Raw genomic sequence first — 25,350 nt, forward strand, 5'->3', positions numbered from 1 at the left:
TTGACAGCAAGCGACTACCGGTCGAGGTTCACCGAGTGGGACCAGCGGTCCTGGGTGCGCTCGAAGCCCCACCGGGACTCCCCCTTCACCGCGGGCGGGCACTACTTCTCGGCGGATCTCTGCCCGCTGTCGGCGTGCCCGCCGGTGCTCGCGGCGCCGGACCGCGTCCGCTCGGCGATCCTCGTCCACAGCCTCTACCTGCACCTGGAGTTCACCGTCCGGCTGGAAATGGGGCCGGTCAACGAGATCTGCGCGCTGCTGCGGTCACCGGACTTCCTGCCGTGGCTGCCCACCGCCATGAAGGACGACGTGCTGCGGATCTACACCGACGAAGCCGGCCACGCGGAGATGTCCAACACGCTCAAGTCGGCGGTCATCGCCGAGACCGGGGTGGTCCCGATCGACCACCGGCCGCGGTTCCTCACCGAGCTCGCCGCTCTGTACTCGGCCGAGCTGCCCGCGTACCGGCCGCTGGTCAAGCTGTTCTTCGCGATCGTCTCGGAAACCCTCATCACCGGCACTCTGACCAAGCTGCCGAAGGATCCGTCCGTGCAGCCGGCCGTGCGCGAGCTCGCGCGGGACCACGCCGCGGACGAGGGCCGGCACCACGCGTTCTTCCGCCAGCTGTTCGAACTGCTGTGGCCGCGGATGCCGCTGCCGCTGCGTCGCAAGATCGGCGAACTGCTGCCCCGGGTGATCTTCGCGTTCCTCTGGCCGGACGAACCCGCGCTGCTCGGCGTGCTCCGAAGCATGCCCGGCGAGTTCGACGACCCGGTGCGGATCGTCGCCGACCTGTCCGCGTCGCCCCGGACTCGCGACGCCGTGCTGCGCAACGCGACACCGACGCTGCGCATGCTCCGGGACAACGGGGTGTTCGAGGAACCGTCGGTGGCGAAGGCTTTTCTCGACGCGGGACTGCTCGCATGATCCGCGACTACGTGCTGGCGCTGCTGTCCGTCCCGCTGGCGGCCGAGACCGAGCTGGCCCGGTTCGCCCTCGGCTCGCGCTGGAGCGACACCCTGACGCGGTGGCTCACCAAGGCACGGGACCTGGACACGGGGCTGGACTTCGACCTTTCCCCGCATCCGGCGGGCCTGTCCCTGCGGATGCGGCTCCCGCTGGCGGCCACGGTGACGGTGGCACTGGTGACCGAGCCGGACGTCGTGCCGGAGGTCGACAGCGACCTGCTCGTCGTGCTGGCCTGCTGTCCGGAGTGGACGGTCGAGTGCGACGGCGACGTCCTGCTGGTCGAGCCGCGCTGGGCGGCGGGGCTGCTTCTCGACGACGCCACACCCCTGTTCTGGGGCGTGGCCGCCGCCGAGCGGCAACCCTCAGTCCTGGACGCTCGCTAACCGCTCCAGCTCCGCCACCACCTGCGCGGGCGCGGGGGTCTCCTCAACCTGCGCCCGCACCTTCTCCGCCGACACGGCGAACGACGGATCGTCCAGCAGCCTCAGCAACTGCGCCCGCAGCTGCTCGGCGGTGACCTGCTCGTGCTCCAGCACCAGACCGGCCCCCTGCTCCGCCAGCCGATCCGCCAGCCCGGCCTTGTCCCACATGTTGCCCGGGATCACCAGCTGCGGCACCCCGTGCGCCACGGCGTTGCCGGTCGTGCCCGCACCGCCGTGGTGGAGCACCGCCGCGCACGTCGGCAGCAGCGCGTCCAGCGGGACGAAGTCGAACAGCTTCACGTTGTCCGGGACCGCCGTGGCCGTCGAAGCCTGCTGGGCGGTCAGCGTCGCGACCACCTCGATGTCCAGGCCGGCCACCGCGGCGAACAGGTCGTCGACCGAGAAGCGGTCCTCGCCCCACAGGTCGCGCCGGGACATGCCGAGGGTGACGCAGACCCGGGGCCGGGCGGGCGGCTCGGACAGCCACGACGGCACCACCGACGGGCCGTTGTACGGCACGTGGCGCACCGGGAGGTAGTCGACGCCGGTCGGGAACCGGGTCCACGGCGGCAGCGGGTCGAGCGTGCGCTGCCCGAGTACTAGGTCCTCGTCGAACGTGCAGCCGTACCGCTCCAGCTTGGCCGACAGCCACTCCGCCATCGGGTCCGCTCCCCCGGCGCCGCCCAGTCCGGTGAACAGGCCGCGCATGCGGGCCCAGTGGTCGAGCCCGAACAGCATCCGGACGTGGGCCGCGCCGCTGGCCCGCGCGGCGATCGGGCCCAGGTACGTCAGCGCGTCCCAGACGACCAGGTCCGGCTGCCAGGACCGGGCGAACCCGACGACGTCGTCGAGCACGGCGTCCTGGGCGAGCCGTTCCAGCCCGAACGAGCACCACGTCGTGAACACGCCGCGGACGTAGTCCGGGGTGAGCCGGTCCGGGCGTGTCTCGGTGACGTCGAACTCCGACCCGAAGACAGTCTTGCTGGCCGGCCGTTCTTGAGCTTTCCGGCTCAGCCCGGCCAGGTCCAGCTCCGGACCCACCGCGACCGCCGGCAGTCCCGTGTGGACGATGGCGTCGGTCAGATCCGGCTGGGCGGCGATCCGGACGTCATGCCCGGCCGCGCGCAGCGCCCACGCCATCGGCACCAGGTTGTACAGGTGCGCGTTCGCCGCCAGCGTCGTGAACAGAACCTTCATCGAACTCTCCCAACCATTCCTCGATCGCGTTCGCGGTGTCGCCGGCGTGCTCCCGCACCATCGTGAAGTGGTCACCGGGCACGTCCAGCACCGTGGGCCAGCCCGGCCGCAGACCGGCCGAGCCCTCGGGCCGCACGAAGAGCACGGGCGCGGTGGTCTCCGGCGCGGGGTGGCCGCCGAGCAGCCGGAGGTACTGGCCCATCGCCGACAGCCGGGTGCCGGTGAACGGGCCGAACAGGGTTTCTCGTTCCAGCAGTCCGTGCAGCACGCGCTCGAAGAGCTCGTCGACCTCGCCGAGGTGCGTGTCGAGCAGGACGACGCCCGCGGGCCGGCGGCCCCGATGCTCCAGCGCCGCCGCGGTGGCCAGCGCGAGCACGCCGCCCCAGGAGTAGCCCACCAGCACCTGTCCGCCGGGATCACCCTGGCTCAGCGCGGACTCGGCGAGCACGCCGGCCAGAGCGTCCACTGTGGCCGGGAGCGGCTCGCCGTCGGCGAAGCCCGGCACCGGCACGGCCCGCACCTCGCGCACGTCACGCCAGTGCGCGGCGAGGCGGGCGTACTGCTGGACGCCGCCCATCACCATCGGGGACGGGAAGCAGAGCAGGCTGGTCGGGTTCGGCCCGGTGGACAGGGGCACCTGCCGCGGGGGCCGCGCCGCCGAGGTGAAGGTGGGCCGCAAGCCACCGGCCGCCTTGATCAGTTCGAGGCCTTCCGGGACGCGGCCGTCCGCGACGGCCCGGCGGAACAGGTCGCCGAGCAGGTCCGTCGTCGCGGGCGCTTCGGTGCCGAGCTCGGCCAGCAGGTGCCGGGCGAGCCCGGCCGGGGTGTGGTGGTCGAACACCGCGCTGGCGGGCAGCCGCAGGCCGGTCGCCGCGTTGAGGCTGTTGCGCAGCTCCATCGCGGTCAGCGAGTCGAACCCGACTTCCAGGAACGCCTGCTCCGGCGCCACGGCCTCGGGCCCGGCGTGGCCGAGCACGGCGGCCGCGTGGCCGCGCACCAGCTCCACCAGGGTCTTCTCCCGCTCGGCCGCGGGCAGGGCGGCGAGCCGGCGGGTGAGACCGTCCACATCGGACCGGACGGTCGGACGTGGAGCCCGGGCCCGCCGCTCCAGCTTCGCGGGGACCACCATCGGCAGCCCGGCCGCCAGTGCGGCGTCGAACAGCGCCAGCCCTTCCGCGGTGGACAGGCCCTTGAGCCCGGAGCGGGACAGCCGCGCGGTGTCGGCGGTGGCGGTCATCCCGCTTTCGTCCGCCCAGAGGCCCCAGGCCAGCGAGACGGCGGGCAGTCCGCGCGCCTGCCGGTGCGCCGCGAGCGCGTCGAGGGCGGTGTTCGCCGCGGCGTAGTTGCCTTGGCCGGCGGAGCCGAGGACGCCGGCGCTGGAGGAGAACAGCACGAACGCGGCCAGGTCCAGGTCGCGGGTGAGCTCGTGCAGGTGCCAGGCCGCGTCGGCTTTCGGCCGGGAGACCCGGTCCAGCCGGCTCGGCGTCAGCGACTCGATGACGCCGTCGTCGAGCACTCCGGCGGCGTGCACGATCGCGGTCAGCGGACGCTCGGCGGGGATCCGCGCCAGCAGCCGCTCGACGTCGGCTCGGTCGCCGACGTCGCAGACGACGACTTCGGCGTCCACGTCGACCGGCGGGTGGTCCTCGCGGCGCGCGGTCAGCAGCAGGTGCCGCACACCGTGTTCGGCCACCAGGTGCTCGGCGATCCGGCGTCCGAGGGTGCCGGTGCCGCCGGTGATCAGCACCGTGCCCTTCGGGTCGAGCGGCGGCGGCACGGTCAGCACGACCTTGCCCACGTGCCGGGCCTGGGCCATGAACCGGAACGCCTCCCGCGCCTGGCGGACGTCCCACAGCTTGGTGGGCAACGGACGCAGCCGGCCCGCCGCGAACATCGCCAGCACGTCGGTGAGCATCCGGCCGATCCGCTCCGGCCCGGCTTCGGCCAGGTCGAACGCCCGGTAGGCGACGCCGGCGGGTTCGCGGATGTCGGTCTTGCCCATCTCGAGGAACCGGCCGCCCGGGCGCAGCAGCCGGAGTGACGCGTCGACGAACTCGTTCGCCAGCGAGTTGAGCACGACGTCAACCTGGGCGAACCGGGTTTCGAACTCGAGGTCCCGGGACGAGGCGATGTGGTCGTCCGGCAGTCCCAGCGCCCGCAGGGTGTCCCACTTGGCCGGGCTCGCCGTCGCGTACACCTCCGCGCCCAGCTGCTTGGCGATCTGCACGGCGGCCATGCCGACACCGCCCGCCGCGGCGTGCACCAGCACCGACTGTCCGGATTGGACATCGGCCAGGTCGGTGAGCGCGTAGCAGGCGGTCAGGAACGCGACCGGGGTCGCGGCGGCGTCGGTGTAGGACCAGCCGTGCGGCATCCGCGCCAGCATCCGGTGGTCGGTGACCGCCACCGGGCCGAACGCGCCGGAGAACAGGCCCAGGACGGCGTCGCCCGGTGCGAGACCCGCGACGTCCGGGCCGATCTCGACGACCACGCCCGCGGCTTCCGCGCCGATCGCCCGGTCGCCCTCGGGCACGAGGCCCAGCGAGACCATGACGTCCCGGAAGTTCACCCCGGCGGCCCGGACCGCGACCCGCACCTGGCCAGTGGTCAGCGGCCGGTCGGCCTCGGGCGCGGGGGCCAACGCCAGGTCTCGCAGGGCTCCGCCGCCGCTGTGCAACCGCCAGGAGCCGTCCGGTGGGCGCACCTCGTCGACGAGCCGTTCCAGCCGGGGTGCCAGCAGGTCGCCGCCCCGGACCGCCAGCTGCGTCTCGCCGGCCCCGAAGGCCGCGGCGACGGCGCGTTCCGGCAGCTCCCCGTCCACATCCAGGAGGCCGAACCGGTCCGGGTGCTCCGACTGCGCGGACCTGACCAGCCCCCAGACGCCGGCCCTCGCCAAGTCGGTCACGTCGTCGCCCGGCCGGGCCGCCACCGCCGACCTGGTGACGAACACCAGCCGGTCGGCGGTGTCCCGGGTCAGCCAGTCCTGCATCAGGCCGAGCGCGTCCGCAGTCCCGGCGAAGTGCTCGGCGAACACGACTTCGGCCGCCGGCCCGGTGGCCCGCACCGGTGCCCAGTCGAGCCGGTACAGCGAGTCCGGTCGCACACCGGTGGCCGGCCGGAACGACAGCGACTCGACCGACGCCACCGGCGAGCCCGTGGCATCGGCCAGTTCGATCGAGAACGCGTCGGTGCCCGCCGGTGCCAGTCGCACCCGGAGCGTCGACGCGCCGGTGGCGTGCCACGACACGCCCGACCACTCGAACGGCAGCAGCATGCCCCGGCCGGCGATGCCCAGGACGTGCAGTGCGGCGTCCAAGACCGCCGGGTGCAGGCCGTAGCGGCCGGCGTCGCGGATCTCCGCGGGCAGGGACACCTCGGCGAACAGCTCGTCGCCGCGCTGCCAGGCCGCGCTCAGGCCCTGGAACGCGGGGCCGTACACCAGGCCGGCCTCGGCCAGCCGCTCGTAGAGCCCGGCCAGGTCCAGCGCGACCGCGCCGGCGGGCGGCCACCGGGTCAGCTCGAAGGACCGCGACGGCTCGGACGTCACCAGGCCGGTGGCGTGCCGGGTCCAGGAGCCGTCGTCCGACCGTCGCGAGTGGACGGTCACCGGCCGGGCCCCGGACGGGTCCGGGGCGCTCACCGTGACCTGCACCTGCGCGCTTTCCTCAGCGGACAAGGCGAGTGGGGTGGTCAGGGTCAGCTGGTCGAGCGTGCCGCAGCCGGCCTGGTCGCCCGCGTGCCGGGCCAGCTCGACGAAACCCGTGCCGGGGAACAGCACCGTGCCGTTCACCCCGTGGTCGGCCAGCCACGGCTGGGTTCCCGGGGACAGCCGTCCGGTGCACACCACGCTGTCGGACTCCGCCAGGGTCACGGTCGCGCCGAGCAAGGGGTGGTCCGCGGCGTCGAGGCCGGCCGACCGCACGTCGGCGGACCGGGCGCCGTCCGGCCAGTACCGGTCACGCTGGAAGGGGTACGTCGGCAGGTCGACGAGGTGCGCGTCGGCCGGGAACTCCCAGCCGACGTCGACGCCGTGGACGTGGGCCTCGGCCAGCGAGGTCAGGAACCGCCGCAGGTGCCCCTCGCCGCGGCGGAGCGACCCGATGGCGACGGCGCCGATGTCGGCGACGCTCATCGTGAGCACCGGGTGCGCGCTGGACTCGACGAACACGGCGTGCCCGTCGGCCATGGCCGCCCGGACGGCGCCTTCGAAGTCGACCGGCTCGCGGACGTTGCGGTACCAGTATCCGGCGTCCAGGACCATCGGGTCGAGCAGGGACGCCGTGACCGTCGAGTAGAACGGCACCTCGCCGGCTCGGGGCGTCACCTCGGCCAACCCGGCCAGCAGCCGGTCGCGGATCCCGTCCACCTGGGCCGAATGGGACGCGATCGTGCCCGGCACCAGCCGGGTCCGCACCCCGGTCGCCGCGCATTCCGCGGCGAACTCGGCCAACGCGTCGAGGTCACCGGCCACGGTCGAGGACGCGGGCCCGTTCCTCCCGGCCACCGACAGGCGGCCGTCCCACCGGGCCAGCGCGACCTGCTCGGCCGGCCGGGCCACCGCGAGCACGGCTCCCCTGCCCGCCATGGTCTCCGCGAACAACCGGCTGCGCGTCACGACGACCCGGGCGGCGTCGGCGAGCGACAAGGCACCGGCGACGCAGGCGGCCGCGACCTCGCCTTGGGAGTGGCCGATCACCGCGGCCGGCCGCACGCCGTAGGACTGCCACAGCGCGGCCAGCGACACCATGACCGCGAACAGGGTGGGCTGCACGACTTCGACGCGCTCCAGCGCCGATGCGTCCCGCAGCGCGGCGAGGACATCGACGTCCGAAAGGGACCCGATGGCCGTCGCGCACTCCCGCATCCGCTCGGCGAACACGGGCGAGGACTCCAGCAGCTCGGTCGCCATCCCGGTCCACTGCGAACCCTGTCCCGGGAACACGAAGACCGCCCCGGGGGACGTCGGCGCGTCGCCGGTCACCGCGCCGAGGTGTGCGAGCAGCTCCTCGCGGGTCTCGCCGATCGCCACCGACCGGTACCGCATCAGCGACCGGCCGGTCGCCAGGCTGAAGCCGACGTCGGCGGGACTCAGCTCGGGGTGCGCCAGCACGTGCGACCGCAGGTCGTCCAGCCGGGCCGTCAGCGCCCGCGCGCTGCGGGCCGACACCACCCACGGCACCAACGCGTCCGAAGTGGACGGTAACGCCGAGTCGGCCGGCGCCTGCTCCACCACGAGGTGCGCGTTGGTGCCGCTGATCCCGAAGGACGACACCCCGGCCCGGCGCGGCCGGCCGGTCTCCGGCCAGTCCTCCGCCTCGCTCAGCAGCCGCAGCTCCGCCAGCTCCGGCAGCGGCGTCTCGACGTGCAGGGTCTTCGGCAGCACGCCCGCGCGCAGCGCCTGCACCATCTTGATCAGCCCGGCCACGCCCGCGGCCGCCTGGGCGTGCCCGATGTTGGACTTGACCGAACCCACCCGGACCGGCCCGTAGGCGGCCGACAGGGCCTGCGCCTCGATCAGGTCACCGAGGCGGGTGCCCGTCCCGTGCGCCTCGACGACGTCCACATCGGACGGTCGCAGGCCCGCGTTCGCCAGCGCCTGGCCGATCACCCGCTGCTGGGCCGGCCCGCTCGGCGCGGTCAGCCCGTTGGAAGCGCCGTCCTGGTTGACGGCCGAGCCGCGCACCACGGCCAGCACCCGGTGGCCGTGGCGCCGGGCGTCGGAGAGCCGTTCGAGCAGCACCAGGCCGAGGCCGTCGGCCACCCCGAACCCGTCGGCGGCCGCCGAAAACGCCTTGCAGCGGCCGTCCGCGGACAGCGCCTGCTGCTTGCCGAACTCGACGAAGATGTCCGGGTTCGCCGAGATGGTCACGCCACCGGCCACGGCCAGCGAACACTCGCCCTGGCGGAGTGCCTGGGCCGCCAGGTGGACCGCCACCAGGGACGACGAGCACGCGGTGTCGACGGTGATCGCCGGGCCCTCGAACCCGTACGTGTAGGCCAGCCGGCCCGAGGCGACGCTGTTCATCGTGCCGGTCACCAGGTAGCCCTCGACGCTGTCGCGGGCGCTGCCCATGCTTTCGGCGTAGGCGTTGTTGATCGCACCGACGTAGACGCCGACCGGCGCACCGCGCAGCGACGCGGGGTCCAGCCCGGCCCGCTCGAACAGCGTCCACGACCCTTCCAGCAGCATCCGCTGCTGCGGGTCCATCGCGAGTGCCTCGCGCGGGGAGATCCCGAAGAAGCCCGCGTCGAACTCGGCGGCGTCGTACCGGAACCCGCCGCCGGCGGGGCCCAGCCCGCCGATGTCCCAGCCGCGGTCGGCGGGGAACGCCCCGATGGCGTCCCGGCCGGCGGCGACCAGGTTCCACAGGTCCTCGGGAGAGTCCGCCCCGCCGGGCAACCGGCAGCTCATCGACACGATGGCGATCGGCTCGTCGGCGGCCGCGGCCCGGACGGCGGGCGCGGTCTCCACCGGCCCGCCGGCCAGTTCCCGGTGCAGCAGGGCGGCCAGCGCGACCGGGGTCGGCTGGTCGAACACCAGCGTGGACGGCAGCCGCAGCCCGCTGGCGGCGCCCAGCCGGTTGCGCAGCTCGACCGAGGTGAGCGAGTCGAAGCCCAGCTCCCGGAAGGCCAGGCCGCGGTCGATCTCCGCCGCCGAGCCGAACCCGAGCACCATCGCCGCGTGCTCGCACACGAGGTCCAGCAGCGCGGGTTCCGAAGTGTCCACAGTGGATATAACGGCAGCTTCGGCCACCCGGCGGGTCCGGCCGCGCACCAGGCGTCGCAGCAACGGCGACTCCGAGCGCAGCGCGGCCGGGTCGAACCGGACCGGGACCAGCACCGCCTCCTCCGCGCCGAGCGCGGCGTCGAACAGCGCCAGCCCCTCCTCGTCGGACAGGGCCGCGATGCCCGACCCGGTGATGCGGGCGCGGTCTCGTTCGTCCAGCTGACCGGCCATACCGTGGTCCCAAGCGCCCCAGGCCAGGGAGACGCCGGGCAGGCCGTTCGCGCGGCGGTGCTGGGCGAGGGCGTCGAGGAAGGCGTTGCCGGCCGCGTAGTTGGCCTGGCCCGGCCCGCCGAGGATCCCGGCCGCCGACGAGAACAGCACGAACGCCGAGAGGTCCGCGGTCAGCTCGTGCAGGTGCCACGCGGCGTCCAGCTTGGGCCGCAGCACCTCGTCGAGCCGGTCCGGCGTCAAGGCGGAGACGGTGGCGTCGGCGACCACGCCGGCCGCGTGCACCACCGCCGTCAACCGGTGCGGGATCGCGGCCAGCATCCGCGCGACGGCCGCGCGGTCGGCCAGATCGCAGGCGACCGCGGTGACATCGGCGCCGAGGGCGGTCAGTTCCGCGCACAGCTCGGGGGCTTCGCCGCGACGGCTCGCGAGCACCAGGTGCCGGATGCCGTGCCGGGTCACCAGGTGCCGGGCGAGGAGGCCGCCCAGCGCGCCGGTGCCGCCGGTGATGAGGACCGTGCCGTCGGGGTCGAGGGGTTTCGGCACGGTCAGGACGACCTTGCCGACGTGCTTGGCCTGGACGAGGTGCCGGAACGCCTGTTCGGCCCGGCCGAGCGGCCAGGTGGTCACGGGCAGGTGGCCGAGCACGCCCCGCTCGAACAGGGTGACGATCTCGCTGAGCATCTCCCCGAGCCGGTCGGTACCGGCTTCGAACAGGTCGAACGCCCGATAGCCGACGTCGACAGGTTCGCGGATGTCGGTCTTGCCCATCTCGAGGAACCGGCCGCCGGATGCCAGCAGCCGCAGCGACGCGTCCACGAACTCCCGGGCCAGCGAGTTGAGCACGACGTCGACCTGCGGGAACTTCTCCTCGAAGCCCAGTTCCCGCGACGAGGCGAAGTGGTCGTCGTCCAAAGTGGACGCTGCCTGTTTGCCAGGGCCGGCGGTGCCGAACACCTCGGCACCGAAGTGCCGGGCCAGCTGAACCGCCGCCATCCCGACCCCGCCGGCCGCCGCGTGCACGAGCACCCGCTCGCCGGCCCGGACTCCGGCGAGGTCGTGCAGCCCGTAGTAGGCGGTGAGGAACACGAGCGGCACGGCTGCGGCCTGCTCGGCGGTCCAGCCGGCCGGGGTCGGCGCCAGCAGCCGCTGATCGGTCACGGTGAGCGTGCCGAACGCACTCCCGAACAGGCCGAACACCCGGTCACCGGGCCGGAACCGGGTCACGCCCGGACCGGCTTCGGTGACCACACCGGCCCCTTCGCAGCCGATCGCCGCCTTTCCGGGGTACAGGCCGAGGGTGACCATCACATCGCGGAAGTTCACCCCGGCGGCGCGCATTTCGACCCGCACCTCGCCGGGACCGAGGGGTCGTTCCGCCTCCGGCGCCGGGACCCACGCGAGGCCGTCGAGGGTGCCCGGCGTGGACACGTCCAGGCGCTTGCTGCCTGTGGTGAACCGGGTGAGCCGGGGTGCGTAGCCGATCCCGGCGCGGATCGCCAGCTGGGGTTCACCGGCGCCGAGCAGGTCCGGCAGGAGCCGCTCCGACTCCGGGTCATCGTCGAGGTCCACGAGCAGGAACCGGTCCGGGTGCTCGTTCTGCGCGGACCTCAGCAGGCCCCACACGGGGGCGTTCGCCAGGTCCGTGACGTCCTCGGCGCCGACGGTCACGGCACCCCGGGTGACGAAGGCGAGCCGTTCCGGTCGCTCTTCGGCGAGCCACCGCTGGACCTGCTCCAGGGCGCGGCGGGCCGCCTGCCCACCGCCTTCGGGGAGGTCAGCTGCGGTATCGAACCTGGCCAGGACCACGTCGTCGGCACCGACGGCCCCTGCGACGACCGCCAGCCGTCCCGGCCGCCCGTCCGCGAGCCACCCCCGCACCTCCTCCAGCGCACTGCGGGCCGCCTGCCCGCCGCCCTCGGGGAGGTCGGCCCCGGCGTCGAACCTGGCCAGCACCACGTCCCCAGCGGGCGAACCGCCTGGCACCGGGACCCACTCGACGCGGTACATGCTGTCGTGCTTCGAGTCCTTCGTAGCCGGTCGCAGCGTCAGCGAGCCGATCGAGGCGACCGGCAGCCCGGTGCCGTCGGCGATCTCGAGGGCGACGGCGGCAGGACCGGCCGGGGTGATCCGGACCCGGATCGTCGACGCGCCGGTGGCGTACAACTCGACGTCGTGCCAGGCGAACGGCAGCTGCGCGAGACCCGAGTCGCCGAGGGGTCCCAGCCCGATCGCGTGCAGGGCCGCGTCGAGCACCGCCGGGAGGTGGGCGTCCTGCAGCGCGACTTCGGCGAACACCTCGTCGCCGCGCCGCCAGGCTGCCCGCAACCCACGGAACGCCGGCCCGTAGCGGAGCCCCGCGTCGGCGAGCCGTTCGTAGTGATCGGCCACCTCGACGGCGACGGCCTCGGCCGGCGGCCACTCGGTGAGCCGGAAGGTCTCGGGCGCGCCCTCGGACAGCAGGCCGCTCGCGTTGTGCACCCACTCGCCGCCGTCGCGGGAGTGGATGGTCAGTGCCCGCTGCTCGTCCACCCGCAGCTGCAGGTCGATCTCGCCGGTGGCGGGCAGGACGATCGGGGCGTGCAGGGTGAGTTCGGAGACCCGGCCGCAGCCCACGCGGTCACCGGCCTGCACCGCCAGCTCCAGCAGCGCCGTGCCCGGCAGGAGCACCGAGCCCAGCACGGCGTGGTCGGCCAGCCAGGGGTGCGACCGCAGCGACAGCTTCTTGGTGAGCAGCAGGCCGTCGACTCCGGCCAGCTCGACCGACGTGACGTCGTCCGCCTCGCGGGGTGCGTCGAGCCAGAACCGCTTGCGCTGGAACGCATAGGTGGGCAGCTCCACCGCGCGCGCCCCGGTGTCCGCGAAGTACTTCGTCCAGTCGACCGGGACGCCCCGCCCGTGCAGCCGGGCCACCGCGGTGACGACCGAGTGCGGCTCCGGACGGTCCCGGCGCAAGGCGGGCACCAGGGCCGCGTCCGTCTCCCCCACGCAGTCCTGGCCCATCGCCGACAGCACGCCGTCCGGCCCGACCTCCACAAAGGACCGGACGCCGAGGTCGAGCAGCGTCCGCATCCCGTCGGCGAACCGGACCGGCTCCCGGACCTGGCGCATCCAGTACTCCGGGTCCGTGACGTCACCGGCCACGATCCGGGTTTCGGGCGGCCGAAAGGAGAGGCGCGAGACGACGCGGCGGAAGTCCGCGAGCATCGGCTCCATCCGCGCCGAGTGGAACGCGTGGCTCACCCGCAGCCGCTTCGACTCCTCGAACCGCGCGGCCACGGCCAGCACGGCGTCCTCGTCACCGGAGAGCACCACCGACGACGGGCCGTTGACCGCCGCGAGGTCGACGCCCGCGCCCAGCAACGGCCGGATCGCCTCCTCGGTGGCCCGGACCGCCACCATCGCGCCGCCCGCGGGGAGCTCCTGCATCAGACGTCCCCGCGCGGACACCAGCGTGCAAGCGTCCACAAGGGACAGCACGCCGGCCACGTGCGCCGCCGCGACCTCGCCGATCGAATGGCCCAACACCGCGTCCGGGCGCAGCCCCCAGGACTCCAGCAACCGGAACAGGGCGACTTCGAGCGCGAACAGGGCGGGCTGGGCGAACCCGGTCCGCTCCAGCGCCTCGGCGTCCGTCCGGAGGTCGAGGTGGGTGCCGATCTCGTCCCACGCGCGGGCGAATGCCGGGAAGGTCGCGGCCAGCTCACGCCCCATGCCCGCCCGCTGGGAACCCTGACCGGAGAACAGGAACGCGACACGTCCGTCCGCCGCCGCTTCGCTCCCGAGCCGGCCGAGGGCGGTGATCAAGGTGTCCCGGTCGTCGGCGACGACGAAGGCCCGCTCGCCGAGCATCGCCCGGCCGGCCAGGGTGTGCGCCACGTCCAGCACGTCGACGTCGGTCCCGGCCAGGTGCGCCGAGAGCCGTTCGGCCTGGGCGCGCAACGCCGTCGCGCTGTGGGCGGACAGCAGGCACGGCACCGGCCCGGCGAACCGCTCACCGGCTTCTTCTTCCAGTGCGGGTGCCTGTTCCAGGATCGCGTGCGCGTTGGTCCCGCTGGCGCCGAACGACGAGACAGCGGCCCGCCGGATCGGATCCGGCCACGGGCGCTGGTCGGTCAGCAGCTCCACCGCACCCGCCGACCAGTCGATCTGCGTCGACGGCGAGTCCACGTGCAGGGTCTTCGGCAGCGTGCCGTGCCGCATGGCCAGGACCATCTTGATCACGCCCGCCACCCCGGCGGCGGCCTGTGTGTGCCCGATGTTGGACTTGACCGAGCCCAGCCACAGCGGCTCGGCCCGGTCCTGCCCGTAGGTCGCCAGCAGGGCGTGCGCCTCGATGGGGTCGCCGAGGGTGGTGCCGGTCCCGTGCGCCTCGACGGCGTGGACGTCGGCGGGCGTGAGCCGCGCGTCGGCCAGGGCCTGCCGGATCACGCGTTGCTGCGCCGGCCCGCTCGGCGCGGTCAGCCGGCTGCTCGCGCCGTCCTGGTTGACGGCGCTCCCGCGCACCAGCGCGAGCACCGGGTGGCCGTGGCGCCGGGCGTCGGCCAGCCGTTCGAGCACCAGTACGCCGGCGCCTTCGGCGAACCCGGCGCCGTCGGCCGCGGCCGCGAACGCCTTGCACCGGCCGTCCGGGGCCAGCCCGCCCTGCCGGCTGAAGTCGATGAACGTGCCCGGCGTGGCCATCACCGCGACGCCCCCGGTCAGGGCCAGCGAGCACTCCCGGCGGCGCAGCGACTGGCTCGCCAGGTGCAGGGCGACCAGGGACGACGAGCACGCGGTGTCCACGGTGACCGCCGGGCCTTCGAGGCCGAACGTGTAGGACACCCGGCCGGAGACGACACTCGGCGAGCTGCCGATGCTGAGCTGTCCCTCGAACCCGTCCGGGATCCGGTGCAGGCGGCTGGCGTAGTCCTGGTACATCACGCCGGTGAAGACGCCGGTGTCGCTGCCCCGCACCGAAAGCGGGTCGATCCCGGCGTTTTCCAGGGCCTCCCAGGTGGTCTCCAGCATGATCCGCTGCTGCGGGTCCATCGCCAGCGCCTCGCGCGGGGACACGCCGAACAGGCCGGGGTCGAACAGTGCGGCGTCGTGCAGGAAGCCGCCGTGACGCGTGTAGCTCGTGCCGGTGCGACGGGGATCGGCGTCGTACAGGGCGTCGAGGTCCCAGCCGCGGTCAGCGGGGAACTCCGAGACGGCGTCCACGCCCTGGGAGACCAGCCTCCACAGGTCGGCCGGGCTCATCACCCCGCCGGGCAACCGGCAGCCCATGCCGACGATCGCGATCGGCTCGGCCGCCTCCGACCGGGCCTCGCGCAGCTGGCTCCGGGTCTGCTGCAGGTCGGCGATGGTCCGCTTGAGGTAGTCGCGCAGTTTCTGTTCGTTGTCCATCTAGAGGATCCCCAGATCGTCGTCGACCAGCTCGAACAGTTCGTCGTCGGTGGCGGAGTCGAGGCTCGTGGTGTCCGCGCCGCCGCCGAGGCCCGCCAGCAGCGACCGCAGGCGGCCCGCCACCGCCAGGCGCGTGTCGTCGTCGGCCGACTCCCGCAACCGGGCCTCCAAGCGGTCCAGTTCGTCGAGCGGCGACCACGGGCCGCCCACCAGCTCGCCGTGCAGGCACCGGGCCAGCGCGACCGGCGTCGGGTGGTCGAACAGCGCCGTGGTGGGCAGCCGCACGCCGGTCACCGCCGCCAGCCGGTTGCGCAGTTCCAACGCGGTCAGCGAGTCGAAACCCGCGTCCATGAACCCGCGGGTCGGCTCGACCAGGTCCGGCGCGGGATGGCCGAGCACCGCCGCCGCGTGTCCCCGCACCAGGTCCAGCAGCGCGCGGTGCTGACCGGCTTCCGGCAGCGACGCCAGACGCTGGGCGAGCCCGGCCTCGACCTGGACCGGTGCCTTCGCGGCGACCAGTCCCCGCAGCAGGCCGGGCACCTCCCCGACCGCGGTGACGTCCAGCCGGACCGGGACCAGCACCGGCTCGTCCCGGGCGCAGGCGGCGTCGAACAACGCGAGCCCTTCGGTCGCCGGCAGCGGGCGCACGCCCCACTGGGCCATGCGTGCCACGTCGGTGTCACCCAGCCCGCCGGTCAGCCCGCTGCGCTGCTCCCACATGCCCCACGCGAGGGACACCGCGGGCAGTCCGGCGGCCCGGCGGTGGCGCGCGAGCGCGTCCAGGAACCCGTTCGCCGCCGCGTAGTTGCCCTGCCCCGGCGTGCCGAACACGCCGGCCGCGGAGGAGAACAGCACGAACTGCGAGAGGTCCTTCGTCAGCTCGTGCAGGTGCCACGCGGCGTCGGCCTTGGGCGCCAGGACGGCGTCCATCCGTTGCGGGGTCAGGGAATCGATGATCCCGTCGGCCACGACGCCGGCGGCGTGCACCACCCCGCGCAGCGGGAACCCGGCCGGGACGTCGTCGAGGACGCGGGCGAGCGCGTCCCGGTCGGACACGTCGCAGGCGGCCACCGTCACCAGGGCACCGGCGGCTTCGAGGTCCGCCACCAGGCCGGGGGCGTGCCCCTGCCGGCTGACCAGGACCAGGCTGCGGACGCCGTGCTCGGCGACGAGGTGCCGGGCCACCAGCCCGCCCAGCACGCCGGTGCCGCCGGTGATCAGCACCGTGCCCGTGGTGTCCCAGACCGGGGTCCCGGGCTCGCCGGTCACCCGGGTCAGCCGCGGAACGCGGACGCTCCCGTCCCGGACGCCGCACTCCGTCTCCCCGGCGGCCAGCGCCGCCAGGACCGCGTGCACCGGGAGGTCGCCGTCGGGCAGGTCGACGAGGGCGAACCGGTCCGGGTTCTCCGAGCAGGCCGACCGCACCAGGCCCTGGACCGCCCCGCGGGCGAGGTCCGCGCCCTGGGTCACGACCGCCAGCCGCGACGCGCTGAACCGGCCGTCGTCCAGCCACTCCTGCACCACCGCGAGCATCCCGACGGTGGCTTCCCGCACGGTTTCGCCGGTGTACCGGGCGTTCAGGAAGACGGTCGCGGGGACGTCCCGCAGTTCGGCGAGGTCCGTGACGACCGTGTACGACCCCTCCGGCGCTCCTTCGGGGGCCGGGCTCCAGTCCACCCGGAACAGCCGGTCGTGCGGGGTGGCCGAGCGGAACGCCAGCGCGTCCACCGTCGCGATCTCGGTGCCGTGGTCGTCGGAGAGCCGCATCGAGACGACGTCGTGGTCGCGCAGGGAGATCCGGACCCGGAGCGCGGACGCCCCGGGCGCGGTGAGCGAGACCCCGCTCCACGAGAACGGCAGGGCGGGCTTGGTCCGGTCGGCCCCGATGACGTGCAGGGCCGCGTCGAGCAGCGCGGGGTGCAGCCGGAACCGGCGCGCCTCCGGCCGAAGCCGCTCGGGAAGCGCCACTTCGGCGTAGAGGTCCGTCCCCGCGCGGAACGCCGACCGCAGGCCGCCGAACGCGGGCCCGTAGCGGTAGCCGAGGTCGGCCAGCTTGTCGTAGAGGGCGGGCACGTCGATGGGTTCCGCGTCCGCGGGCGGCCACGGCACCGGTTCGCCGGACGTGTAGACGTCGGCGGCGAGGACGCCGGACGCGTGCCTGGTCCAGGACGCGTCCGCCGCCTGGGAGTACACCCGCACCGGCCGGTGGCCGGACTGGTCCGGGGCGTCGACCGTGAGCTGGACTGTGACCGGACCCGGCAGCGCCAACGGGGATTCGAGCGTCAGCTCGGCCACCCTCGGGGAGCCGACCTGGTCGCCGGCCCACAGCGCGAGGTCGAGGAAGGCCGTGCCGGGCAACAACACCGTGTCCCCGACGGCGTGTTCGGCGAGCCAGGGCATCCGGTCCGGGTCGAGCCGGCCGGTGAACACCGTCGTGGCCGAGTCCGCCAGTGTGGTCACCGTGGTGATGAACGGGTGGTCGTGCAGGGTCGCGTCCGTGTCGTCGGCGTTCAGCCAGTAACGCTGGCGCTGGAAGGGGTAGGTGGGCAGGTCCACCGACCGGCCGCCCTCGACCAGGGGCGTCCAGTCGACCTCGACGCCCTGGACGTACGCCTCGGCCAGCGACGTCAGGAACCGCTCGAGTCCGCCGTCCCCGCGACGCAGCGAGCCGATGGCGGTGCCCTCGATGTGCATGGTCAGCACGGGGTGCGGGCTCATCTCCAGGAAGACCGCATCGCCCAGGGACTGGACGGCCTTCTCGAACTGCACGGTCTGACGGAGGTTCTGGTACCAGTACTCCGCGTCGAAGGTCGCCTCGTCGGACACTGTCGAGCAGAACGGGATCGTCGGCGGTTTCGGGGTGATCTCACCCAGCGACGCCAGCAGTTCATCCCGCACCGACTCCACGTGCACCGAATGCGACGCGTAGTCCACCGCGATCCGCTTGCCCGGAACAGTCAGCAGAAGCTCATCGATTGCCTCGGGATCCCCGGACACCACCACAGAGTTCGGCCCGTTCACCACAGCTACTGACAGCCGGTCGTCTAACACGTGGCCTTCCGGAAGCGTCACCGACGCCATCGCGCCCAGGCCCGCCAGCCTCTCCGCGATGAGCCGGCTGCGCTCCACCACAACCTTCGCGCCGTCCTGAAGCGACAGTGCGCCCGCGACGCACGCCGCGGCTATCTCGCCCTGCGAATGCCCCACCACCGCATCGGGCTCGACACCGAACGACCGCCACAACCCGGCCAGCGACACCATCACCGCCCACAAAGCGGGCTGAACCACCTCAACCCGGTCGCTATTCAGAGCGTCCCGCAGGTCGAGAGGCGCCAGTGCGGCCGCACAGCGATCCATCCACTCCGCGAACACCGGCGACGACTCCCACAACTCCGTCGCCATTCCCATCCACTGCGAACCCTGGCCTGGGAAAACGAACACCGTCTTGGCCACCGGTCCGGCGACACCGTCGACCGTCCGATCCCCCAGGACCACCGCGCGATGGTCGAAGGCGGCACGACCGGTCACCAGCGAGTAGCCGACGTCGATCGCCGCCTCCGGGCACTCGGGCAGCCGTCGGACCTGCTCCCGCAACGCGTTCGCCGACTGAGCGGACACCACCCAAGGCACCAGACCGTCGTCCGGCCGGTCGGCGACCTCCGCCACCGGGACCTGCTCGATGATCACGTGCGCGTTGGTGCCGCCGACCCCGAACGACGAGACGCCGGCCCGTCGCGGCCGGTCGGCCTCGGGCCACCCCACCGACTCCTTGGCGAGCGCCACCGAGCCGGCCGTCCAGTCCACAAAGGACGACGGCTCGTCGATGTGCAGGCTCGCCGGCACCACGCCGTGCCGCATCGCCAGCACCATCTTCAGCACGCCGGCCACCCCCGCGGCCGCCTGTGTGTGCCCGATGTTGGACTTCACCGACCCCAGCAACACCGGCTCGGTCCGGTCCTGGCCGTAGGTCGCCAGCACCGCCTGCGCCTCGATCGGGTCACCCAGCCGCGTCCCGGTTCCGTGCGCCTCCACGACGTCCACATCGGACGGCGCCAGGCCCGCGTTGGCCAGGCTCTGCCGGATCACGCGCTGCTGCGCGGACCCGCTCGGCGCGGTCAGGCCGTTCGACGCACCGTCCTGGTTGACCGCGCTGCCGCGGATCACCGCGAGTACCGGGTGGCCGTTGCGGCGAGCCTCGGACAGCGGCTCGACGAGCAGCATGCCCGCGCCTTCGCTCCAGCCGGTGCCGTCGGCGGCGTCCGCGAACGGCTTGCAGCGGCCGTCGGCGGCGATCCCGCCCAGCCGTTCGAACTCCGCGAACGCACCGGGGCTGGACATCACGGTGACGCCGCCGACCAGCGCCATCGAGCACTCGCCCTGCCGCAGCGACTGGCACGCGTTGTGCAACGCCACCAGGGCCGACGAGCAGCCGGTGTCGATGGTGACGGCCTGGCCCTCCAGCCCGAAGGTGTAGGCGATCCGGCCCGAGAGCACGCTGCCGGTGCTGCCGGTGGCCAGGTAGCCCGCGAAGTCCGCCGGCGCCTGGTGCATCCGGGGGCCGTAGTCCTGGGCCAGCGCGCCGACGAACACGCCGGTCCGGCTGCCGCGCAGCGACGTGGGATCGATGCCCGCGCGTTCGAAGGCCTCCCACGAGCACTCCAGCATCAGCCGTTGCTGCGGGTCCATCGCGGTCGCCTCGCGCGGGGAGATCCCGAAGAAGCCCGCGTCGAACTCGGCGGCGTCGTAGAGGAACCCGCCGCTGCCGGAGACGGTCCAGCCGCGGTCGGCCGGGAACCCGGAGATGGCGTCGGCCTCGGCGGCGACCAGCCGCCACAGGTCCTCGGGCGAGGTGACCCCGCCGGGGAACCGGCAGCTCATCGCGACGATCGCGATCGGCTCGCCGACCGGCGTGGCGGCCACCACCGGCTCCGGCGCGGGCCCGGTCAGGGAGGCGGCGAGCGCGGCGCAGTTCGGGTGGTCGAACACGACGGTCGGCGGCAGGTTCGCGCCGGTGGCGCGGTTCAGCCGGTTGCGCAGTTCGACGGCGGTGACCGAGTCGAAGCCCAGCTCCCGGAACGCCCGCCGGACGTCGACGGCGTCCCCGGAGTCCATCCCCAGCACCGCGGCCACCTGCGCACGGACCAGCGGGAGGGCATCGCCGACGACCGGGCGCGGCCGTTCGGGCTCGTCGATGCCGGCGACGACCAGGCCGGGCTCGTCGAACACCTCGGCCAGCAACGGCCGCTCGCGCGCGACGGAGTAGGCGGGTCCGAACACCGTCCAGTCGATGTCGGCGACGACCAGGCCGGGCTCGTCCAGCTCCTGGAGCGCGCGCACCGCCAGCTGGGGGTCCATTTCGCGCAGTCCGAGCCGCCGGAACCGCTCGCCGACGCCGCCGCGTGCCATGCCGTCGCCCGCCCAGGTGCCCCAGGCGATCGAGGTCGCGTTGCCGCCCGCGGCGCGGCGTTGCTGGGCGAGCGCGTCCAGGTAGGCGTTCGCCGCCGCGTAGGCGCCTTGCCCGCCGCCGCCCCACACCCCCGCGCCGGACGAGAACAGTACGAACGCGTCCAAGGTGTCGTGGTCGAGCAGGGCGTCGAGGTTCGCCGCCCCGGCGACCTTCGCCCGCATCACCTCGGCGGCGTCGACGATCTCGGTCACCGGCGTGCTGTGCTGGCCTGCGCCGGCGGCGTGCACCACGGCCGTGAGATCCGGCAGCGACACGAGCAGCTCCCGGACCGCCTCGCGGTCGGCGACGTCGCAGGCGGCGAAGGTGACCTGGTCACCCAGCTCGGCCGCGAGTTCGGCCGCGCCGGGGGTGTCGGGCCCCCGGCGTCCGGCCAGTACCACGCGCTCGGCGTCGTTCCGGAGCAGCCACCGGGCGACGTGCGCGCCGAGTCCGCCGGTTCCCCCGGTGACCAGGACGGTTCCCCGCGGCCGCCAGACGCGCCCCGGCCGGGTTCGTGGTGCGCGCACGAGACGTCGCGCGTAGGTCCCGTCGGCCCGCACCGCGACCTGGTCTTCGTCGCCGGCGAGCGCGGCGGCCAGCCTGCCGAGCACCTGGTCGTCCACGTTCTCGGGCAGGTCGACCAGGCCACCCCAGCGTCGGGGGTGTTCGAGCCCGACGGTCAGTCCGAGGCCCCAGATCTGGGCCTGGTCCGGCCGGCGCACGACGTCCCCAGGAGCCGCCGCGACGGCGCCGGACGTCACCAGCCACAACGGCGCGTCACTCCCCGCGTCCTCCAACAGCCGGACCAGCGTCAGGGTGTCGTCCACCGCGAGCAACGACAGCACGCCGACGGCCTCGCCCAGACGCTCGGAAAGCCGGCTCAACGCGACGACTTCCACATTCGGGCCCAGGTCTGCGGCGCCGCCGTCGGGTACCACGGCGAGCCAGTGTCCGGTCAGCGCCTGCCGCGTCTCGGGCAGCTGCCGCCAGGCGATCCGGTACCGCCAGTCGTCCATTGTAGACGCTTCCGTACGGTGCCAGTACCGCTTGTGCTGGAAGGCGTAGGCGGGCAGGTCCACGAGACGTCCGCCAGCCATCAGAGGCATCCAGTCGACCTCGACGCCCTGCACGTACGCCTCGGCGAGAGAGGTCAGGAAACGCTCGAGCCCACCGTCGCCGCGACGCAGTGACCCGACGGCGATCCCCGGCAGGTGCATGGTCAGCACCGGATGCGGGCTCATTTCGAGGAACACCGCATCTCCCAGGGACTGAACGGCTTTCTCGAACTGCACGGTCTGACGGAGGTTCTGATACCAATACTCCGCATCGAAAGTCGCGTCATCGAACACCGTCGAGCAGAACGGAATGCTCGGCCGACTCGGCGTGATCTCACCCAACGCCGCCAGCAGCTCATCCCGCACCGACTCCACGTGCACCGAGTGCGACGCATAATCCACCGCTATCCGCTTCCCCGGAACAGTCAGCTCGTCGATGGCCTCGGGATCCCCGGACACCACCACGGACGTCGGGCTGTTCACCACAGCCACCGACAAGCGGTCATCCAGCACGTGGCCTTCGGGAAGCGTCACCGACGCCATCGCACCCCGACCGGACAGCTTCTCCGCGATCACTCGACTCCGGGCCACCACGACCCGAGCACCGTCCTCAAGCGACAGCGCACCCGCCACACAAGCAGCAGCGATCTCACCCTGCGAATGACCCACCACCGCGTCCGGCTCCACACCGAAAGACCGCCACAACCCAGCCAGCGACACCATCACCGCCCACAAAGCAGGCTGAACAACCTCAACCCGGTCACTGTCCAGCGCAGCCCGCAAATCGAGAGGCGCCAAGGCGGCAGCACACCGATCCATCCACTCCGCGAACACCGGCGACGACTCCCACAACTCCGCCGCCATACCGACCCACTGCGAACCCTGCCCCGGAAAGACGAACACCGTCTTCCCCAAGGGCCGAACAGCACCCTCGACGATCCGATCCCCCAGCAGCACCGCTCGATGCTCCAGAGCGGCACGACCACGCACCAGCGAATACCCGACATCGACGGCCGACCCGGGATGCATCCGCACCCGCGAAACCTGCTCCCGCAAAGCAACTTCCGACCGAGCGGACACCACCCACGGCACCAGGCCACCATCCGGCCGATCGACGACTTCGGGAGAAGGACCCTGCTCGATGATCACGTGCGCGTTCGTCCCACTGATCCCGAAGGACGACACCCCCGCGCGTCGCGGCCGGTCGGTCTCGGGCCACGCCACCGCCTCCCGCGCCAGCGAGACCGCACCCGACTCCCAGTCGACCACGGGCGACGGCTCGTCCACGTGCAAGGTCGACGGGACGACTCCGTGCCGCATCGCCAGCACCATCTTCATCAAGCCGGCCATCCCGGACGCGGCCTGCGTGTGCCCGATGTTGGACTTCACCGACCCCAGCCACAGCGGCTCGGTCCGGTCCTGGCCGTACGTCGCCAGCACCGCCTGCGCCTCGATCGGGTCACCCAGCCGCGTCCCGGTGCCGTGGCCTTCGACGACGTCCACGTCGGCCGGCCGGAGACCGGCGTCGGCCAGGGCCCGCCGGATCACCCACTGCTGGCTCGGTCCGTGCGGTGCCGTGAGCCCGTTGGACGCGCCGTCCTGGTTGACCGCGCTGCCGCGCAGGACCGCCAGCACGCGGTGCCCGTGGCGGGTGGCGTCCGACAGCCGTTCCACCACCACCAGGCCCACGCCCTCGGCCCACCCGGTGCCGTCGGCGGCCCCGGCGAACGACTTGCAGCGCCCGTCCGCGGCCAGGCCGCCCTGCCGGGCGAACTCCTCGAACAGCACCGGCGACGCCATCGCGGTCACCCCGCCGGCCAGCGCCATCGTGCTTTCGCCCCGCCGGACCGACTCGGCCGCCAGGTGCAGGGCCACCAGCGACGACGAGCACGCCGTGTCGACCGAGATCGCCGGGCCCTCGGTCCCGAGCGCGTACGCCACCCGGCCGGACACGACGCTCCCGGCGCCGCCGGTCAAGCCGTAGTCGCCGTCTATCCGGTAGTCGCCCCGCATCACGCCGATGAAGACGCCGAGATCGCTGCCCCGCACCGTCGACGGGTCGACCCCGGCCCGTTCCAGCGCCTCCCAGGAGCACTCCAGGACCAGCCGCTGCTGAGGATCCATGCCCAGTGCTTCCCGCGGCGAGATCCCGAAGAACTCCGCGTCGAACCCCGCCACGTCGTCGACGAACCCGCCGAAGCCGGTCCCCCAGCCGCGGTCCACCGGGAACGACGACACCGCGTCCCGCCCGCCGGCCACGACGTCCCACAGGTCCTCCGGCGAAGCCACGCCACCCGGGAACCGGCACGCCATCCCCACCAGCACCACCGGGTCCTCATCGGACACGCGGCGGACCGCGGGCTTCTCGGCCGGCGCCCGTTCCAGCAGCCGGTCGGCGATCGCCTCGGGCGTCGGGCAGTCGAAGACCAGCGTGCTGGGCAGCGCGACGCCGCAGGCCGCCGCGATGCGGTTCCGCAGCTCGACCGCGGTCAGCGAGTCGAAGCCCAGCTCCCGGAACGGACGTCCGGGCGCCAGCGCCGCCGCCGACGCGTGCCCGAGGACCGCGGCCGCGTGGGTGCGGACCAGGTCGAGCGCGGCCGGGTACCGGTCGGCCTCGGGGAGGTCCGCGAGCGCCCGGCGGCGGTCCACCGTCGCGGGCTGAGCCAGATCGCGCAGCAGGGTGGAGTCGGCCCGCACGGCGCGCGGATCGATCCTGGTCGCGACCACCACGGCCCGGTCGGCGCCCAGTGCGGCGTCGAACAGCTCCAGCGCCTGCGCGGTGGGCAGCGGCGCCATCCCGTCGCGCGCCAGCCTCCGGCGTTCGATGTCGCCGACGCCGCTGGTCATGTCGCTCCGCTCGTCCCACAGGCCCCACGCCATCGACACCGCGGGCAGGCCACGGGCCCGCCGGTGGGCCGCCAGTGCGTCGAGGAACGCGTTCGCCGCCGCGTAGTTGCCCTGTCCCGCCGTGCCGACGACGCCGGCCATCGACGAGAACAGCACGAACTGCGCCACGTCCTTCGTCAGGTCGTGCAGGTGCCAGGCGGCGTCGACCTTCGGTGCCAGCACCGCGTCCAGCCGCTCCGGCGTCATCGCCTCGACCAGGCCGTCGTCGAGGACGCCCGCCGCGTGGACGACGGCGTCGACCGGATGGTCCGCGAGCAACCGGCGCACCTGGTCGCGATCGGTGAGGTCGCAGGCGACTGCCTCGACCGTCGCCTCGAGTTCGGCGCCCAGCTCGGCCGTCGCGGTCCGGCTCACCAGCAGCAACCGCTTGACGCCGTGCGTGGTGACGAGGTGCCGGGCCAGCAGGCGACCCAGCGTCCCGGTCGTGCCGGTCACCAGCACCGTCCCGTGCAGCGACGGACCGGGCTCGGCGGTCAGCTTGCGGAGCCGCGGGACCAGGACTGCGCCCTCTCGGACGGCCAGCTGGGGTTCGTCCAGTCCCACGACGTCCGGCAGGGAGCCGTCCTCGTCCAGGTCGACGAGGACGAACCGGCCGGGGTGCTCGGCCTGCGCCGAGCGGACCAGCCCCCACACCGGGGCGTGGGCCAAGTTGGGGTCGGTGCCCGTCGCGTTCCGGGTCACCAGGACCAGCCGCTCGTCCGGCGCGTGCTCGTTCGCCAGCCAGTCCCGGGTCACGTCGAGGACCTGCGTCAGCACCTCGCGGACCGCCGAGCCGACGGCCTTGTCCGGTTGCGGGCAAACGAAAACGGTGGCCGTCGCCGGTTTCCCGGCCGGAGGGACGGGCTTCCAGTCCACTTCGTACAGAGTCCGGCGGACCTGGCCCACCGGGCGGAGCGTCAAGGATTCGATCGTGGCCACGGGCTTGCCGTCGACATCAGTCGCGGCCACGGCGAAGGCGCCTTCACCCGTCGGCGTCAGGCGGACCCGCAAGGTAGTCGCATCCGTTGGTGC

5 protein-coding genes (1 of these 5 running past the window's edge) are annotated in these 25,350 nt (G+C 73.6%); 2 read left to right on the forward strand and 3 right to left on the reverse strand.

Annotated elements, in window-relative coordinates; all coding sequences use genetic code 11:
• Together ACZ7OU_RS35315 and ACZ7OU_RS35320 are read left to right on the forward strand one after the other, a co-directional pair.
• Positions 1-927: a diiron oxygenase gene (locus ACZ7OU_RS35315; protein WP_470258552.1), complete on the forward strand. Its 927-nt coding sequence runs from the start codon at positions 1-3 to the stop codon at positions 925-927.
• Positions 924-1,352: a hypothetical protein gene (locus ACZ7OU_RS35320; protein WP_470258553.1), complete on the forward strand. Its 429-nt coding sequence runs from the start codon at positions 924-926 to the stop codon at positions 1,350-1,352. Before ACZ7OU_RS35315 ends, ACZ7OU_RS35320 begins: the two co-directional genes overlap by 4 nt.
• On the opposite strand, the gene ACZ7OU_RS35325 is transcribed toward ACZ7OU_RS35320, so the two are convergent.
• The 3 genes in view from ACZ7OU_RS35325 to ACZ7OU_RS35335 are tightly spaced (each overlapping or abutting the next) and all read right to left on the reverse strand, a layout consistent with a single transcriptional unit that may run on beyond the window.
• On the reverse strand, positions 1,332-2,588 hold the full coding sequence (locus ACZ7OU_RS35325) for an activator-dependent family glycosyltransferase (RefSeq protein ID WP_470258554.1): 1,257 nt from the start codon (positions 2,586-2,588) through the stop codon (positions 1,332-1,334). The two genes, ACZ7OU_RS35320 and ACZ7OU_RS35325, sit on opposite strands and share 21 nt — an antisense overlap.
• Entirely contained in the window at positions 2,500-14,931 is a 12,432-nt protein-coding gene (locus tag ACZ7OU_RS35330) for an SDR family NAD(P)-dependent oxidoreductase (protein ID WP_470258555.1), read from the reverse strand. Before ACZ7OU_RS35330 ends, ACZ7OU_RS35325 begins: the two co-directional genes overlap by 89 nt.
• Positions 14,932-25,350 carry the 3' portion of an SDR family NAD(P)-dependent oxidoreductase gene (locus ACZ7OU_RS35335; protein ID WP_470258556.1) on the reverse strand. 5,817 nt of this gene lie beyond the right edge of the window, so only the last 10,419 of its 16,236 coding nucleotides appear in the window; the start codon falls outside the window, past its right edge; it ends in the stop codon at positions 14,932-14,934.

Source organism: Amycolatopsis sp. NPDC114505 (assembly GCF_055633615.1).